Below are 15,728 nucleotides of genomic sequence, written 5' to 3'. Positions count from 1 at the left end.
CCCAAGCTGATCGGTCCTATATGGCCGATTCCCTGCATCCGACGAAAGATGCTCCTCGCTCAATACCCGAAGACGAACCGGAATCCTCCACCCATGCAGCCCATGACCTCACGCCCTCCCATTCTTCGTCCCCTGCTGCGCGCGATGGGACTTTGCGTTGCCCTGGCCGGCGCCACGCTCGCCCACTCAGCCCCGTCCGATGTGGATGAGTTCAAGGACATCTACCGCCAGCTCATCGAGATCAACACCAGCGACTCCGCCGGCAGCACCACCGAGGCCGCCAATGCCATGAAGCAGCGCCTGCTGGCCGCCGGCTTCGCCGATGGCGACTTCGAGGTCATCGAACCCTTCCCCCGCAAGGGCAACCTGCTCGGCCGCTTCAAGGGCACGGGCGGCAGCAAGAAGCCGCTGCTGCTGGTGGCCCACATCGACGTGGTCGAAGCCAAACGTGAGGACTGGAAGACCGACCCCTTCAAGCTGCAGGAGATCGACGGCCACTACGTCGCACGTGGCGCCATCGACGACAAGGCCATGGCCTCGGCCTATGTGTCGGTGCTGTCGCAGTTGAAGCGCGAGGGCTTCCGGCCCGACCGCGACATCGTGCTGGCCCTGACCGCCGACGAGGAGCGCGGCGCCTCGCCCGCCAACGGCGCCGCCTGGCTGATCAAGAACCGCCGGCAGGACATCGATGCGGAGTTCGGCATCAACGAAGGCGGCCGCGGCGAGCTGAAGAACGGCAAGCCCTTCATCCATGTGATGCAGCTCGGCGAGAAGACCTTCGTGCAGTACGAATTCGCCGCCACCGGCCCCGGCGGCCACAGCGCCCGCCCCACGCCCGACAACACCATCTACGAACTGGCCGAGGCCCTGGTGCGGCTGAAGCAGTACCGCTTCCCGGTGGACCTGAACCCCGCCGCCCGGGCCTACTTCTCGCGCAGCGCGCCGCTGCAGGACGAAGCCACGAGAGCCGACTTCGAAGCCGTGGCCGGCGGCAATCCGCCGGACGCGGTGCTGGAGCGCCTGTCCAACCGCGCCTCCATCGTCGGCCTGCTGCGCACCACCTGCGTGGCCACCATGGTGCAGGCCGGCCACGCCCCCAACGCCCTGCCGCAGAGCGCCAAGGCCACCATCAACTGCCGCGCGCTGCCCGACGAGGATCTGGCCTTCGTCGAGCGCAGGATGCAGGAGATCGCCGGCCCCAAGATCAAGGTGACCCGCGTGCGCCAGGACGATCCCGCCCCGGCTCCCCGCTGGCCCCGGCCCTGCTGAAGACGGTGGACGAGATCACCGCCGAGATGTGGCCCGGCGTGCCGGTGGTGCCGACCATGGGGGTCAGCACCACCGACAGCCGCCGCTTCCGGGCCGCGGGCATTCCGATGTATGGCGTGTCGGGCCTGTTCGTGGATCCGGAGAAGACCGGGGTGCATGGCTTGAACGAGAACATCGGCGTGGCGGAGCTGCTGAAGGGGCGGGAATTCCTCTACCGTTTGATCAGGAAGCTCGCTTCCGAATGATGGCTGCGCCATAAGGAAAGCCGGAGGGCCGCGCAAACCATCGATGGCTTCGCAATGGCGCAGGCGGTGGCGGCGCGGTTTGAGGATGCTGCGTTCCCCTTCGAACTTCGAGCGAGCAGCCGCCATGAGCCTTATTCCCTCGTCATACGTCGCACCGTCCGGCAACAGCCATTGGGCCTTCGCCCCGCAGTCCGGGGACGCCGGACCGCGCATTTCCTACACCACCACGAGCATCGATGCCGACGGGCAGACCATCGATGAAGAGGTGCTGGTGGACCCGCATGCATCCTGGGCCCGCGGCTTGCGCAGCCTCATGGAGAAACATCCGCAGATGTTCAAAGACGTGGACTGGGCAGTTCCCGAGGACCAGCCGGATTCGACGGTCGTACGCGAGCCGCGCGAGCCCCAGGAGCCGGATGACCTGACCGCACGGCAGAGGGCGCGCGCACCGGGCTGGCGGGTGCTGAAGGATGGAAGCACCCTCAGCGATACGCTGGGACGCTTTACCTCGTACATGTACATGCACGAATACAGCCGGGCAGCCGATCTGCACGCCGCTACCTGGAACTACATCCATGGCCGGCTTCCGGCCCAGGCAACCCGCTATATCCGGAAGCGGTTCGACATCGCCAAGATGTTTGTCCAGGACCTGGAGAAGGCGGCTGCGGCACGCCAGGGACAGCCAGGGCTGGAAGATGCGCAACGCGAAGTCCTGGTCAACGCCAACGGCGTGCTCCAGAACGGCAACATGCCGCGGGATGCTCACATCCTGCTGGACGAGGAAATGCAGCGTCAGCTCGCCGCGCCCGTGCCGCTTCCCCAGCCAGTGCCCCTGCCGGATGCCGATCCGCTTCCCGACATCGACCCGCCGGACACCGCAGGGCCCGCGCTGGAACCCGGCACCAAGGCGCCCCAGCGACCCGAGGTGGCGCAGCGCCTGGCCTACATCGAGGACTACTACCGCGAACTGATGAACCTCGAGGGAAGGACGGCCCCCACCGTCATGCAGGAGGCCTTCTTTGAAAACGGCCTGCTGTACTTCGTGCCGCTCGACACGGCCCTGCAGGTGTTTCCGGACGGCGGCGCGTGGAGCTTCCTCTTTGTGTCAGGCTACAAGCCGGCGCTGGACAGCAGCATCTACGTGAAGCTGCCTGACGACGATGTGAACGACTACGAACTGCAGATGCTCAACGGCCAATACCGGGTGCTCGGCCGCTTCGACGACTGGCGGCCCAATCCGTTCTTCTGCAACGACCCGGTGGTGCGGGAAGCACAGCTGAAGGCCTTGCGCGACGCGAAAGAGAAGGCCAAGACGATACCGAGACGCAGGCCGAGGCAGGCGTCGGCGCTCTCCTGAGGGGCAGGTCCGGCGCCGCGGATGACGCGGAATCCGCAGCCATCGCACGCCCGGCCGAATGGACACGGGACCACCGCCTCCTGGCCGCCCATGCATTCGTGATGCAACAGGCGGCCGGGGTGGAAGTCCCGCAAGCTCGAAGGCCGTTGACTCCTGCCTGCCTTCGCCATGAGCCTTCTCCCCTCCTCCCTGCCTTACCTGCCGCACCACAGCATGACGGCGTATCCCTCGCGCTTCGGCGCCGCGCTCATCTCCACGAATTCGGTCATCGACGCGGACGACCGACGACACGAGAAGACATTGGCCGTGGACCCGCATGCCCCCGGATACCAGCGGTTTTTCAGCCTGCTGGACCAGCATCCGCAACTGGGCGCCCTGCTGCTGAACCGGGCGGACTGGGCCCACCCCTCCCGCGACGAGCGGCAGGCGGAGGCCGAACCCGGCATCCGCGGCCACCATCCCCGGTTGACGGGCCGGTGGCAGGTCCACGCCCCCGGCTGGCAAGTGCTGCACGACGGCGGCACCTTGAGCCAGGCGCTGGCTCGCTACCTCGCGGCCTTGTCCAGCCTCCAGTACACCGAGGCGGCGGAACTGCTGGGCCAGGTCACGGACTACGCCCGCCAGGAGCTGCCGGACGACTCGTCGCGCTACATCTTCCAGCGCTTCGACACCGCCAGAAAATTCGTCCTGGACCTGGAAGACGCGGCCACCGTGCGCCGCGACAAGCCCGGGATCGAAGCCGCGCGCAAGGAAGTTCTGGCCAGCGCCAGCGCGACGATCCGCCACGGCAACACGCCGCGAGATGCCCGCCTGCTGCTGAACGAAGCGCTGGAACGGCGCGCCCCCACCCAGACCGCGCCGCCGCGGGACACCACCACCACCCTGACCCCCTTGCAGACCCAGCGCCTGGCGGCCATCAAGGACTTCTACGACGAGCTTATGAACCCCCAGGGCGTACTGGGGCTCATCATCACCAAGACCGGCTTCTACTATGACGGCACGCTGTTCTTCATCCCGTTGGACACGGCCCTGCAGGTGTTCCCGGAAGGCAGATGGAGCGGGTTCTGGTTCTTCAGCACCTACAGCTCGCCCACCGGCTCGAAGATCTACGTGCAGCTGCCCGGCCAGCAGACCGACCACGAGATCCAGATGAACGGCGGCCAGTACCGGGTGCTGGAGCGCTTCGGCTGGCGGCCCAATCCCTTCCACACCGACGACCCGGTGATCCGGCAGGCGCAGCTGAGCGCTCTGGACACGGCGTTGGCGAACCGGCGGAATGTGCTGGTTGTGCGGCCGTAGCGCCGGCCCGCTCGCTCGCTCGCTCGCTCAATGCGGCAGCATGTCCCGCGCATAGTTCAGCCCGATCCCATACCCACCCCCATTGGCCTCCACGATGCCGCGCGCCGCGTCGTAGGTGGCCTTGCGCGTCCAGTCACGCTGCAGCTCCAGCACCACCTGCAGCCAGGACGTCATCACCGCGCCTTGCGACTCCATGCGGCGCAAGGCCATGTCGTGGCCGGTGGCCGTCAGCCCGCCGCAGGCATCGGCCACCACGAAGCTCTGGTAGCCGGCCTCCTGGGCGCTGAGCACGGCGAAGCTGATGCAGGCCTCGGTCAGCATGCCGGAGAACAGCAGCTTCCTGCGGCCGGTGGCGGCGATGGCGGCGAGGACCGCGTCGTCCTCGAACACATTCATGCTGCGGCGGTCCAGCACCGGCTGGTCCGCCAGTTCGGCGCGCAGGGCCGGCATCAGCGGGCCGCTGTAGACCTTGGTGGCCGAGGTGCTGATCACCACCGGAATGCCGAAGACCCGGGCCGTGCGGGCCAGCGCCACGCTGTTGTTGAGCAGGGCCTGCTTGTCCATGGACTGGACGCCGAAGGCCAGGCCTGCCTGCTGGTCGATCAGGACCAGGGCGCAGTTGTCGGGGGTGAGAAGCTGGGTGGATGCTGCCATGGGGAACTCGCTGGATAGGTGGTGACCCGGCAGAGCCTCCCCGAACCCGCCCGCCGCCGCATCGCGCCAATGGCGCAGGCCGCATGGCTCCAAGGAGAGAGCGCTAGAACTTCACATGCACCGTGAGGTTGAGGAAATCCCCGGCCCGCCCGCCCACGCCGCGCAGGGCCGCGCCGGGCTGGAAATGCACGTAGTTGGCGCCGACCGCCACCCGCTTCGTCGCCGCCCATGAGCCCGACACCACCCACTGCTGCCCGATGTAGCGCGAGCCCAGCCCGGCGGTGCCGGCCACCGCCACCAGCGGCGGCGCGTAGAAGGCGTCCGCGCGGGCCTGCTTCCACAGGCCGTTCCAGCCGAGGTTGAACTGCAGGTCGGACCGGGGCGACACGGTGATGTTGGGCTGCAGATCCAGCAGGTTGGCCGGCGCCGCCACATTGGCTTCCGAGAAATACGGCAGCTTGGGATAGAGCGCATTGAAGGTGCCCAGCCGGCCGTCGCCCGCACGGCGGTCGCCGCTGATCGCATCCGCCTTGAGCCCGAAGCGCGGGCGCAGCGGCAGGGCCGCGGCCGTGTAGCCGCTGTCGGAGGACAGCGTCCAGGCGCGGATGTCGGCCGTGCCGAAGCGGCCGAACTGCCAGGCGCCCTCGAAATTCCAGTCGGCCGCGCCGGTCTTGCCGAACAGGCGTGCGCCCACCGTGTGCCGGCGCTCCTGCGCGCGGCCGTCGGCGAAGCCGGCATTGGCGCGGTTCAGGCCCAGGTAGTAGATGTCGGCCCGCATGCCGCTCAGCGCGGTGGGGATGTCGGCGAGGTAGGCGCCCCAGAAGGCTTCGGCGTCGGAGCTGCGGTCGTTGAAGCTGCCGACGCGCGGGGCGACCGGGCGCACCGCGAAGACATCGGCGCGCATGGGGCCGGCGAGTGTCCAGGTGCCACGAACGCCGTCGAAGCTGCGCCGCACATTGGGGCCTTCACGCACCGACACCAGCCGGGAGGAGCCGAAACTCAGCTCCTGCCGGCCGGCACGCAGGTCGAGCGGCTGGCCGCCGGGGGTGAAGCGGGTTTCGGCGAAGGCCTGGAGGATGTCCAGGCTGTCGTCCTGCGTGCCGGCGGGCGCGCCGCCCCAGCCGGAGGTGCGGCCGCTGACGAGTTCGACATAGGCGCGGCTGGTGGTGCCGAAGCGGATGTCGGAATGCAGCTGCAGACGGTGGAGGAAACGGTCGTCCTGGCTGGGACGGTCCAGGCCGAAGACCGGATGGCGGGAGGACTCGTAGACCTCGCGGAAGTCGCCGCCGAGGCCCAGGCGGTCGATGAGGTCCTGGGCGTGGGCAGGCAGGCAGGTGGCGGCGGCCAGGGCCATGGTGGCTGCCTGCAGGGCTTGGGGGCGGAGGGGCAAGACGGGGCTCGGGTGGGTGAGATGGGTGGTCGGGGGCTGTCGCTGCGCGACGGAGCGGCTGACGAAGCGCGCGAGGCAGCCCGATAGCGCCGCGTTGCGAAGAGTCGCGGAGCTTTGCGGCGAATCTAGGGATTGGTGCGCAGTAGCGCATCGCGCGGAATGGGTCGGCGCGAATACCTCTTCGGGTCAGGAGTACGGCCGATGCATCCATCTACAACCGTCTGCCACGTATGCCGACTTGACGAGATCATGGGTGCCTGCAATGAGGCTCGATCGGCTAAAGTGCGACGTCGCGTTTAATTGATGCGACCGGGATTGGCAATGGGATGGACGCCCCTCCCAAAACGGCATCAGAAGTGCCAAAGTGGAAGCGTTGTTTTCCACTTAACCGAGAGGAGCGTCCACCATGAACATTACGACAGTAGGCATCGACCTGGCAAAGAATGTCTTCCAGGTGCACGCGGTCAACGAGGCTGGCCGCAAGGTCTGGAACAAGCAGATCAGGCGTGAGCAGATGGCCGAGTTCTTCGCGCAATTGCCGCCTTGCCTGATCGGCATGGAAGCTTGCGGCAGTGCCCACCACTGGGCTCGCAAGCTCACCAGCCTGGGCCATACCGTCAAGCTGATGGCGCCGCAGTTCGTCAAGCCCTACGTCAAGACCAACAAGAACGACGCGGCCGATGCCGAGGCGATCTGCGAAGCCGTGGCCCGGCCGAACATGCGCTTCGTGCCGATCAAGGACATCGAGCAGCAGTCGCTGCTGGCGCTGCACCGCGTACGCCAGGGCTTTGTCAAGGCGCGTACCGCGCAGGGCAACCAGATCCGCGGTCTCATGGCGGAGTTCGGACTGATCATGCCCAAGGGCATCCGGCATGTTGCGCAGTACTTGCCAGAGCTGCTCGAAGACGCGAGCAACGAGCTCACGGGCCAGTTCCGGCAGCTCATGGAGCGGCTGCTGCAGAACCTGAAGGAGCTGACGCGGCAGATCGACGAGACCGAAGCGCTCATCCGGCTGTGGCATCGCCAGAGCCCGGCCTGCCGCCAGCTCGAGACGATCCCGGGCATCGGCCCGATCACGGCGACGGCGCTGGTGGCGAGCATCGCCGACGCCAAGAGCTTCGCCAGCGGCCGGCAGCTGGCGGCCTGGCTGGGCCTGGTGCCGCGCCAGCACTCCAGCGGGGGCAAGCAGACGCTGCTGGGCATCAGCAAGCGAGGCGACGCGTATTTGCGGACCTTGCTCATCCACGGCGCGCGGGCGGTGATCTGCCGGCGCCAGAAGTCGGCCGAGCAGACGGACTGGCTCAAGGGCCTGCTCGAGCGCAAGAAGCCCAATGTGGCGGCGGTTGCGCTGGCCAACAAGAACGCGCGGATCGTGTGGGCCTTGCTGACGACGGGCCGAACGTACGAGGCGCAGTACTGCGCTGGCGCGGCGGCGATATAAACGCGCAGGCCGCAAATACTCTGCGCAGGCAAAGACGAACTGGAGTTAGACCACCGATTGCTCGGGCAATCAGGCAGTGATGGCAAGACAGGTAAGACCGGGGTTGGTCAGACCCGCTACGGGACAGGCACTTCGAGTGCACATTGGCTATCGGGAACCAACCAGCAGAACCCATCAGGGATCGCAGTCCGAAAGGCTGCACAAAGTCCGGATGTACGGGTGCAATCTTTTTCTTGATCGAGCCGCCACCAACTGACTTGCTTGGCAAAGGGGCGTCCATGTACGTCCCGAACATTTTTCTGGCTTAGGCCGCAGACCGCATGGGAATGCGGCCTTCTTGTTCGATCCGTTTTTATGGCGGCTCGGACGGGAGGGCTCACGCCCTGCCGGTTTTTCGCCAGAAAAATGTACGGTACGCCAACCCGTTCGGGCCGCCGCCATTCTTTTTATGCTGGATGCGCGTCGGTTTTCTCATTTTTTGAGCAACCGAGAAAGAGGCAGCATGAAAAAAGAATCACCAAGTTCAAAAACTTTTGCAAACAAAGGTGTAGATAGGGCACCCAATTTGCAGCAGTGCTTCACTCACAAAGATATAGATGACTTACGTCAAGTCTTGCATCACGTGAGTTCTCTTGCAAGCGCAGGGATTGGGATAACGCGAGACAGAAGCGAGAGCTGCGACTCCCTTGATGATCTTCAGCAGCAATTGCACATTGTGCAGTATTTGCTCGACCGCATTGGTTGGGCTTCCGATGTTGGACTGCGGAAACTGGGAGAAAGTGGCGTGCTTAATAACGCCGAGGATTGGATGCTTTGGACGAGTTAAACGTCGGCACCCATTAAAAGAAATTATCCGATACTACTCGACTAATCTCAAACGCAGCATTCTTATTCACCCAAAAACTCTACATGCGCAATTGAGCATGAGCATGAGCAAGCGATGCAATAACATCTTCAGCCGCCTCAATGATTTCAAAACAATGCCGCAAAGAATTATGGCAAGAATCCATAAAATTTTTGTCGTCAAAAACCATTAAACGGGATGCATCTTTCGAACAAATGGTTTCCGAGACAAGAATCACTTCCTTCAAGAGTTCTACATATTCGACAGCATTCGCCTTAGCAGGCGCAAATCCGGATCTTCCAAGCATATCCACATATGACACGTTTATCTCTTTAAGCAATTGAAACGCCCTTTGCCTGGAAGGCGCAACAAAATCCAGCCTAGGAGTCAATCGCATGTCAAGCAATGCACCCACATTTACTCCCACGGAGAAATGATAAAAATTCTCTATTGTTCTAAAACATTTTTCATTGACTACATACAAAATGCATGGAGCCTCAAAAAGTAAAGAAAGCTGGCCTGCATCATCCTGGATATCAGGATAAAGCACTTCAACAGGCTCCGAGAGAACATCGGTACGCGAAGCAGGAAACAAAGGCACAACATTATTCGAAAACTTCATGGAGATCCTTCCAATTTGTTTTCAACCGATGTATAACTTTCCCGGAGCAACCCGGTAGTCCACATTGGGCGACCAATTTCCATGTCGCCCACCCCATTCTTCAATTTTCGATCTTTCATAAACGCCCGACGATACAACCGTGGCGCAACGCCTGTGAAAAGCCGAAATAATACTTTACCATTTCTATTTTTCGAAGGAGATTTCCAACCGCTCGCAATTTGCTGTATGGCATCACTATGCAATTCAAAAGCACGACTTTTAGGGTATGGCTCAATGTACTGCACTTCTTCTACACCTGCCGTTACAATATGTCGAGCACAATAGTGACAAGGAAAAGTGGTCACGAACAACTTTGCACCGACAGTGCACGCACCTTGCCTAGCGGCAGTTAAAAGTGCATCCATTTCAGCATGTACTGCGCGGCTGAATTCAAGTAATCTACCAAGAGCTGTTTTTTTAAGCGCCTTGATCAAATCCGCCTTATCGACGACTGCTGCCAACTGCGGAATTGCCTTAATAACTTCTTCAACTATTTTTGTTTGCGTCCGTGAGTTGCTGCAGTATTGGTTAGTCTGATGGCAGCGATGATCCGGTTCAAACTGATCACCATCCATCTTATCAAACCCAGAACCATAAACCCCACCGCCCGCCATTGGGACTTCATTCGTACCCGTTGCGATGACATTGCCTCGCCCGTCCGTCAAAGCCGCCCCTACTTGTCGCGACAAACACGAACTTCTTAGTTGTGCGCCTTTGGCATGGAACATTCCAGTCTCACTGGGCTCTGGGCGAACGATTTTTTTCCCTGAAAGAATGTCGACAAGACGACCAAGCTTATCGTTAACGACCCAGTCGGGATTCGGAACCTGATCCTGTGTAACTCGAGGCGGGGTGTTGTCAACAAAGAAATCAGCCAAATGGAAGGTTTCAGCGACCTTTTGTCCCCATGACAAATCTTCATCCTCATCCCTCGCCATAAATTCCAAGATTTGAGACTTGGTGGAGTCCTTGCATTTCTCGTCTTGAAGCCGCTGGAGGCGAGTGCGCTCCTCGCAAACCACCCCGATCAAGCAGAAAGCTTCGCGGTAAAGCCCGCGAAGCAGTTCTACTTCAGTAGGATGCTTTAAAGAATCGACGATGTATATCGTCGGAGCCGCTTTTTTTTCATCAATTACTGGGGTCGCAGCTTCCTTCCCTCCGTGAAAGCCATGACGGGCCGCCTTAATCGAACTTGAAATTCTTACAGCAAGCTCAGCTTCATCTTGCTTACGTAGCTCATCACCAGCATCCTGAAATTTTCGCGCACGGGTGAGCCTATTATTCGGCTCAAGCCTGGCCAATTCCTCAGCGCCAATAAATTCCGCGATAATATTGCTCGCTTTTATTCTGGCGATATTGGTCGCGTTTAGCTCCTTGCGAACCAGGTTTTCAAGCGCGTCCGCGACAAAGGTCGTACCGGATCCAACCGGACCCACTACCGCAAAGATTAGCTCGTTGGCCTCAAGCTCATTAAACAGCAGTCTTGCCGGCTTCCTAACGTCCTCGGGCTTGATTGAAATCACATGAGCAGGAACCGACATGTTTTTTGACTCTTAGTTCGACACACTTGGTAACGCGGAAGTTTAGCTGTCCGTCGGCGCCTTGAGTGGAATTTCTGAAGATGACAATAACGGTCAGATTTGGGCGCCGATCTTGCGCCGCTGCACTCAAACTTGCTATAGGGCATACGCAACTAGCGGAGGAGCACGCAGGAAAAGCACAAAGTTGACGCGCCGCCCACAGGTTCATACCCCTAGAGACTACCGGCTCGCTACCAAGGACTCGTCCTCACGCCCCCTCACTCCACCGTCACGCTCTTGGCCAGATTCCGCGGCTTGTCCACATCCGTCCCCCGCGCCACGGCCGTGTGATACGCCAGCAACTGCAGCGGCACCACATGCAGCAGCGGGCTCAGCGCGCCGTAGTGCTCCGGCATGCGGATCACATGCATGCCCTCGGCCCGCTCGATGCGGGTGTCGGCATCGGCCAGCACGTACAGCACGCCGCCGCGCGCCCGCACTTCCTGCAGGTTGCTCTTGAGCTTTTCCAGCAGGGTGTCGTTGGGCGCCACCGTCACCACCGGCATTTCGCTGGTCACCAGGGCCAGCGGGCCGTGCTTGAGTTCGCCGGCGGCGTAGGCCTCGGCGTGGATGTAGGTGATCTCCTTGAGCTTCAGGGCGCCTTCCAGGGCGATCGGATAGTGCAGGCCGCGGCCCAGGAACAGGGCGTTCTCCTTGGCGGCGAATTCCTGCGCCCAGGCGATGATCTGCGGCTCCAGTGCCAGCACCGCCTGCAGCGCGGTGGGCAGGTGGCGCATGGCCTTCAGGTGTTCGGCTTCGGCCTGGTCGTCCAGGAATCCGCGGCTCTGCGCCAGGGCCAGGGTCAGCAGGAACAGGCCGGCCAGCTGGGTGGTGAAGGCCTTGGTGCTGGCCACGCCGATCTCGGCGCCGGCGCGGGTGATGTAGGCCAGCTTGCATTCGCGCACCATGGCGCTGGTGGCGACGTTGCAGATGGTCAGGGTCTGCTCCATGCCCAGGCGGCGGGCGTGGCGCAGGGCCGCCAGAGTGTCGGCGGTTTCGCCGGACTGGCTGATGGTCACCACCAGCGTGCGCGGGTTGGGCACCGAGCTGCGGTAGCGGTATTCGCTGGCGATCTCGACCTGGGTGGGGATCTTGGCGATGGACTCCAGCCAGTACTTGGCGGTGCAGCCGCTGTAGTAGCTGGTGCCGCAGGCCAGGATGAGCACGTTGTCGATCTCCTGGAACACCCGCCAGGCGCTGGCGCCGGTGGCGCCGTCGCGGCCCTGGCCATCGAACAGCTCGGGCACGATGCCGGCCACGCCTTCGAGGGTGTCGGCGATGGCGCGCGGCTGCTCGAAGATTTCCTTCTGCATGTAGTGGCGGTAGGGGCCGAGGTCGGCCGCGCCGCTGTGGGCCTGCACGGTGCGCACGGGGCGCTGGGCCGGTTCGATGCGGACGTGTTCGCCGCCTTCGGCGGGGCGGTTGGTGATCCAGTAGCGGCCCAGCTGCAGGTCGACCACGTCGCCCTCTTCCAGGTAGACGATCTGGTCGGTCACGCCGGCCAGGGCCATGGCGTCGCTGGCCAGGAACAGTTCGCCGCCAGCGGCGGCATGGGTGCCCACGCCCAGGATCAGCGGGGAGCCGGCGCGGGCGCCCACCACGCGGTGCGGCTCGTCGCGGCAGAACACGGCGATGGCGTAGGCGCCGTGCAGGCGCACCACGGTCTGCTGCACGGCTTCGAACAGGTCGCCGTCGTACACGCTGTCGATCAGGTGGGCGATGACTTCGGTGTCGGTCTGGCTGGCGAAGACGTAGCCTTTGGCTTCGAGTTCGGCGCGCAGCTGGTCGTGGTTCTCGATGATGCCGTTGTGCACCAGGGCGATGCGGCCGGGGCGGTGGGTCAGGCCGTCGATGGTGTGCGGGCCGTGGCTGAAGTGCGGGTGGGCGTTGTGTACCGCCGGCGCGCCGTGGGTGGCCCAGCGGGTGTGGGCGATGCCGGTGGTGCCGACGACCTTGTCGGCCTGCACCTGGCTCAGCAGCTCGGCCACGCGCGAGGTGCTGCGGGCGCGGCGCAGCGGGCCTTCCTGGGTGGCGATGGCGTCGGTGTCGTACACGGCCACGCCGCAGGAGTCATAGCCCCGGTACTCCAGGCGCTGCAGGCCCTGGACGAGGATAGGGACGATGTTGCGGGTGGAGACCGCGCCGACGATGCCGCACATATGGATCAGCCCAATGGAAGATGGAGAAAAGGCGGATCGGATGCTACGGCTGCGTGACAAAAATGAACGTGCATTTATGCAGCTGGTTTTGGGGGAAAATTTCAATCTCCACCCCATGTGGAATGTTCATTCACCAAACCTCCACATATGAACGAAATATCCATCGATTCGGCAGACTGGCAGCTGCTGCGTTTGCTGCAGCAGGATGCTTCGCGTAGCAACCAGGCGCTGGCGGAAGCGGCCGGGATGTCGCCGGCCACCTGCCTGCGGCGGGTGAAACGGCTGGTGGAATCGGGCATCGTCAGCCGGCAGGTGGCCTTGCTCGACAGCGACCGGCTGGCGCCGCTGCTGGGCCACGGGCTGAGCGTGATCGCCGAGGTGTCGCTGGACCGTCAGGACAGCGAGCGGCTCGATGCCTTCGAGTTGCGCGCCGGCGCGGAGGACGCGGTGCAGCAGTGTTACCGGGTGTCGCCGGGGCCGGATTTCGTGCTGGTGCTGCGCTGCCGGGACATGCCGGATTACCTGGCGCTGGGGCGGCGGCTGTTCCATGCCGATGCCAATGTGCGCAACGTGAAGGCCTTCTTCAGCGTGAAGCGCTCGAAGTTCGAGACCGCCCTGCCATTGCAGCCCTGAAGGCGCAGAGCCTCAGCCGAGGGTGAAACGCACGGTGCAGCCCACGTCCAGCGTGGCATCGGCGCCGATGCGGCCGCCGTGGCGCTCCACGATCTGCCTGGCGCCGGCCAGGCCCACGCCCAGGCCGTCGAAGTCGGACTGGGTGTGCAGCCGCTTGAAGATGCCGAACAGGCCTTCGGCCGAGGCCTGGTTGAAGCCTGCGCCGTTGTCGCGCACGAAGTATTCGATGCGGTTGTCGGGCAGCAGATGCCAGCCGACGGCGATCATCGCCACCTCGCGCCGGCGGGTGAACTTGACGGCGTTGGCCAGCAGGCGCTCGAAGAGCTGGCGCACCAGGGCGACGTCGGCCTGGCAGTCGGGCCAGTGGTCGGCGATATGCCATTCCACGATGCGCGAGCCCAGGTGCTCGCTGAGCTGGCCGCGCACTTCGTCCACCACCTCACCGACGTTCATCGGCTGGCGCAGCAGCGGCGCACGGGCGATGCGGGAGAGTTCCAGCACGCCGTCGATCATGCGGCCGAGGTTCTGCGTGGCCTCGTCCATGGCGTCGAGGCAGGACAGGGCCTCGCCGTCGCCGCCCAGCTCGCCCAGGCGTTCGCGCAGCATCAGGCCGAAGGCGCCGAGGTGGCGCACGGGGGCACGCAGGTCGTGGGAGATGGCGCGGAACAGGTCGTCGAGGTCGGCCCGCGGATTGCGGCGGTCGCGGCGCTCGGTGACAACGGCTGGCGGTGGCGCGGCGGAGAATGGACTCGTGTTCATACGCGCATCTATTCTGACGCCTTTTTGGCCGGGCGCTTCCATCTTTCGATGCTGAGCTGCCTGGCGCGGGCCACGGTGAGCTGGTCGGCGGGCGCTTCCCGGCTGATGGTGGAACCGCCGGCCACGGTGGCGCGCTCGCCGATGACGACCGGTGCCACCAGCACGCAGTTGCTGCCGATGGAGGCGTCCGCGCCGATGGTGGTGCGGTGCTTGTTCACCCCGTCGTAGTTGGCGGTGATGCTGCCGGCGCCGAAGTTGACGCGCTCGCCCACGGTGGCATCGCCCAGGTAGGCCAGGTGGTTGGCCTTGGCGCCGGCGGCCAGGGTGGAGTTCTTGACTTCGACGAAGTTGCCGATGTGCACCTCGTCGCCCAGGCGGGCGCCGGGGCGCAGGCGGGCGAAGGGGCCGATGCGGGCGTCGGCTCCCACCTGCACGCCGGCCGCCTCGCCCTGGATGTGGCTGAAGGGGTGGATGACGGTGCCGGCGGCGATGCTCGCGTCGGCGATGACGCAGTGGGCGCCGATGCGCACGCCCTCGCCCAGGCTGACGCGGCCTTCGAAGATGCAGCCGATGTCGATCTCCACATCCGGGCCGCATTCGAGCTGGCCGCGCAGGTCGAAACGCGCCGGGTCGGCCAGGCGCACGCCGGCTTCGAGCAGCGCATGGGCCTGGCGGCGCTGGAAGCCGCGTTCCAGTTCGGCCAGCTGCACGGGGCTGTTGACACCGGCCACTTCCACTTCGTCTTGCGTGGCGACGGCCTGCACCGGCACGCCGTCGGCCACCGCCAGGGCGACCAGGTCGGTCAGGTAGAACTCGCCCTGGGCGTTGTCGTCGGACAGGCGGGCCAGCCAGCCGGCCAGGCGGGCGCCGGGCACGGCCATCACGCCGGTGTAGGTCTCGCGGATGGTGCGCTGGGCATCGCTGGCGTCCTTCTGCTCGACGATGCCCTGCACCGCGCCGGAGGCGTCACGCACGATGCGGCCGTAGCCGGTGGGGTCGTCCAGCACCACGGTGAGCAGGGCCAGGGCATCGGGTCGGGCGGCAGCGGCCAGGGCCCGCAGGGTGGGCGCGGCGATCAGGGGAACGTCGCCGTTGAGCACCAGCACCACGCCGTCGCCGGCCAGCTGCGGCAGCGCGTGGCGCACCGCGTCGCCGGTGCCGCGCTGGGGCTCCTGGCGCACGAAGGCGAGCTGCGCGGCCAGGGCCGGGGGCATGGGCGACTGTTCGACGGCCTCGGCGCCATGGCCGGTCACGACGACGACGCGGCGTGTATCCAGCGAGGCGACGGTATCGAGCACATGGCGCAGCAGGGGCCTGCCCGCAAGGCGATGTAACACTTTCGGCCGGCTGCTCTTCATCCGCGTACCCTTGCCCGCGGCCATGACCACCACATCCAACATCCCGTCCACTCCCGATCGCAAGCTGGTTGCTCCGTTA

At 64.2% G+C, this 15,728-nt stretch carries 14 protein-coding genes; 7 read left to right on the top strand and 7 right to left on the bottom strand.

Going from position 1 to position 15,728, the window contains the following annotated elements; translation table 11 throughout:
- Positions 1–102 precede the first annotated feature (102 nt).
- The 4 genes from GT347_RS17600 (at position 103) to GT347_RS17590 (ending at position 4,170) form a co-directional block, all read left to right on the top strand.
- A complete protein-coding gene (locus tag GT347_RS17600; RefSeq protein ID WP_326830361.1) occupies positions 103–1,269 on the top strand; it encodes a M20/M25/M40 family metallo-hydrolase in 1,167 nt (388 codons plus the stop codon).
- 5 nt (positions 1,270–1,274) lie between these two features.
- On the top strand, positions 1,275–1,514 hold the full coding sequence (locus tag GT347_RS27955) for a M20/M25/M40 family metallo-hydrolase (RefSeq protein WP_326830360.1): 240 nt from the start codon (positions 1,275–1,277) through the stop codon (positions 1,512–1,514).
- A 124-nt stretch (positions 1,515–1,638) separates the two neighbouring features.
- Complete coding sequence (locus GT347_RS17595; protein WP_160553441.1) at positions 1,639–2,871, top strand: hypothetical protein; 1,233 nt, start codon at positions 1,639–1,641, stop codon at positions 2,869–2,871.
- A gap of 168 nt (positions 2,872–3,039) precedes the next feature.
- Positions 3,040–4,170 carry a hypothetical protein gene (locus GT347_RS17590; RefSeq protein ID WP_160553440.1) on the top strand — a complete coding sequence of 377 codons (1,131 nt, stop codon included), beginning with the start codon at positions 3,040–3,042 and terminating at the stop codon, positions 4,168–4,170.
- A gap of 27 nt (positions 4,171–4,197) precedes the next feature.
- Here the strand turns inward: GT347_RS17590 and GT347_RS17585 are convergent, their stop codons facing one another.
- Both GT347_RS17585 and GT347_RS17580 read right to left on the bottom strand, forming a co-directional pair.
- Positions 4,198–4,824, bottom strand: a complete 627-nt coding sequence (locus tag GT347_RS17585) for a hydrolase (RefSeq protein ID WP_160553439.1) — start codon at positions 4,822–4,824, stop codon at positions 4,198–4,200.
- A 103-nt stretch (positions 4,825–4,927) separates the two neighbouring features.
- Positions 4,928–6,214: a DUF1302 family protein gene (locus GT347_RS17580; RefSeq protein WP_160553438.1), complete on the bottom strand. Its 1,287-nt coding sequence runs from the start codon at positions 6,212–6,214 to the stop codon at positions 4,928–4,930.
- Between the two features lie 406 nt (positions 6,215–6,620).
- On the opposite strand from GT347_RS17580, the gene GT347_RS17575 reads away from it, so the two are divergent.
- Both GT347_RS17575 and GT347_RS17570 read left to right on the top strand, forming a co-directional pair.
- The gene (locus GT347_RS17575; RefSeq protein ID WP_160551107.1) at positions 6,621–7,655 is read left to right on the top strand and encodes an IS110 family RNA-guided transposase; all 1,035 of its coding nucleotides are present in this window, start codon (positions 6,621–6,623) and stop codon (positions 7,653–7,655) included.
- A 337-nt stretch (positions 7,656–7,992) separates the two neighbouring features.
- Positions 7,993–8,481 carry a hypothetical protein gene (locus tag GT347_RS17570; RefSeq protein WP_160553437.1) on the top strand — a complete coding sequence of 163 codons (489 nt, stop codon included), beginning with the start codon at positions 7,993–7,995 and terminating at the stop codon, positions 8,479–8,481.
- Between the two features lie 79 nt (positions 8,482–8,560).
- On the opposite strand, the gene GT347_RS17565 is transcribed toward GT347_RS17570, so the two are convergent.
- From GT347_RS17565 to glmS, 3 genes are all read right to left on the bottom strand, one after another.
- Positions 8,561–9,121, bottom strand: a complete 561-nt coding sequence (locus GT347_RS17565; RefSeq protein WP_160553436.1) for a hypothetical protein — start codon at positions 9,119–9,121, stop codon at positions 8,561–8,563.
- Complete coding sequence (locus GT347_RS17560; RefSeq protein ID WP_160553435.1) at positions 9,118–10,701, bottom strand: anti-phage dCTP deaminase; 1,584 nt, start codon at positions 10,699–10,701, stop codon at positions 9,118–9,120. The genes GT347_RS17565 and GT347_RS17560 overlap by 4 nt, the downstream gene beginning before the upstream one ends.
- A gap of 257 nt (positions 10,702–10,958) precedes the next feature.
- Complete coding sequence (glmS, locus tag GT347_RS17555) at positions 10,959–12,899, bottom strand: glutamine--fructose-6-phosphate transaminase (isomerizing) (RefSeq protein WP_160553434.1); 1,941 nt, start codon at positions 12,897–12,899, stop codon at positions 10,959–10,961.
- A gap of 147 nt (positions 12,900–13,046) precedes the next feature.
- Between glmS and GT347_RS17550 the strand changes: the two genes are divergently transcribed.
- The gene (locus tag GT347_RS17550) at positions 13,047–13,532 is read left to right on the top strand and encodes an Lrp/AsnC family transcriptional regulator (RefSeq protein ID WP_160553433.1); all 486 of its coding nucleotides are present in this window, start codon (positions 13,047–13,049) and stop codon (positions 13,530–13,532) included.
- Positions 13,533–13,544: 12 nt separating this feature from the next.
- On the opposite strand, the gene GT347_RS17545 is transcribed toward GT347_RS17550, so the two are convergent.
- Positions 13,545–14,291 carry a sensor histidine kinase gene (locus GT347_RS17545; RefSeq protein WP_160553432.1) on the bottom strand — a complete coding sequence of 249 codons (747 nt, stop codon included), beginning with the start codon at positions 14,289–14,291 and terminating at the stop codon, positions 13,545–13,547.
- An 8-nt stretch (positions 14,292–14,299) separates the two neighbouring features.
- On the bottom strand, positions 14,300–15,691 hold the full coding sequence (gene glmU / locus GT347_RS17540) for a bifunctional UDP-N-acetylglucosamine diphosphorylase/glucosamine-1-phosphate N-acetyltransferase GlmU (protein ID WP_160553431.1): 1,392 nt from the start codon (positions 15,689–15,691) through the stop codon (positions 14,300–14,302).
- Positions 15,692–15,728: the final 37 nt, after the last annotated feature.

Source organism: Xylophilus rhododendri (assembly GCF_009906855.1).
Lineage (GTDB): Bacteria > Pseudomonadota > Gammaproteobacteria > Burkholderiales > Burkholderiaceae_C > Xylophilus > Xylophilus rhododendri.
Note: the sequence above shows the minus strand (reverse complement) of the source record. Positions and strands in the feature narration are given on the sequence as shown.

Coding starts and splice junctions, on each gene's coding strand:
- glmS (WP_160553434.1), bottom strand. CDS start 12,899: ATGTGCGGCATCGTCGGCGCGGTCTCCACCCGCAACATCGTCCCTATC.
- GT347_RS17560 (WP_160553435.1), bottom strand. CDS start 10,701: ATGTCGGTTCCTGCTCATGTGATTTCAATCAAGCCCGAGGACGTTAGG.
- GT347_RS17575 (WP_160551107.1), top strand. CDS start 6,621: ATGAACATTACGACAGTAGGCATCGACCTGGCAAAGAATGTCTTCCAG.
- GT347_RS17550 (WP_160553433.1), top strand. CDS start 13,047: ATGAACGAAATATCCATCGATTCGGCAGACTGGCAGCTGCTGCGTTTG.
- GT347_RS17600 (WP_326830361.1), top strand. CDS start 103: ATGACCTCACGCCCTCCCATTCTTCGTCCCCTGCTGCGCGCGATGGGA.
- glmU (WP_160553431.1), bottom strand. CDS start 15,691: ATGTTGGATGTGGTGGTCATGGCCGCGGGCAAGGGTACGCGGATGAAG.
- GT347_RS17565 (WP_160553436.1), bottom strand. CDS start 9,121: ATGAAGTTTTCGAATAATGTTGTGCCTTTGTTTCCTGCTTCGCGTACC.
- GT347_RS17545 (WP_160553432.1), bottom strand. CDS start 14,291: ATGAACACGAGTCCATTCTCCGCCGCGCCACCGCCAGCCGTTGTCACC.
- GT347_RS17590 (WP_160553440.1), top strand. CDS start 3,040: ATGAGCCTTCTCCCCTCCTCCCTGCCTTACCTGCCGCACCACAGCATG.
- GT347_RS17595 (WP_160553441.1), top strand. CDS start 1,639: ATGAGCCTTATTCCCTCGTCATACGTCGCACCGTCCGGCAACAGCCAT.
- GT347_RS17585 (WP_160553439.1), bottom strand. CDS start 4,824: ATGGCAGCATCCACCCAGCTTCTCACCCCCGACAACTGCGCCCTGGTC.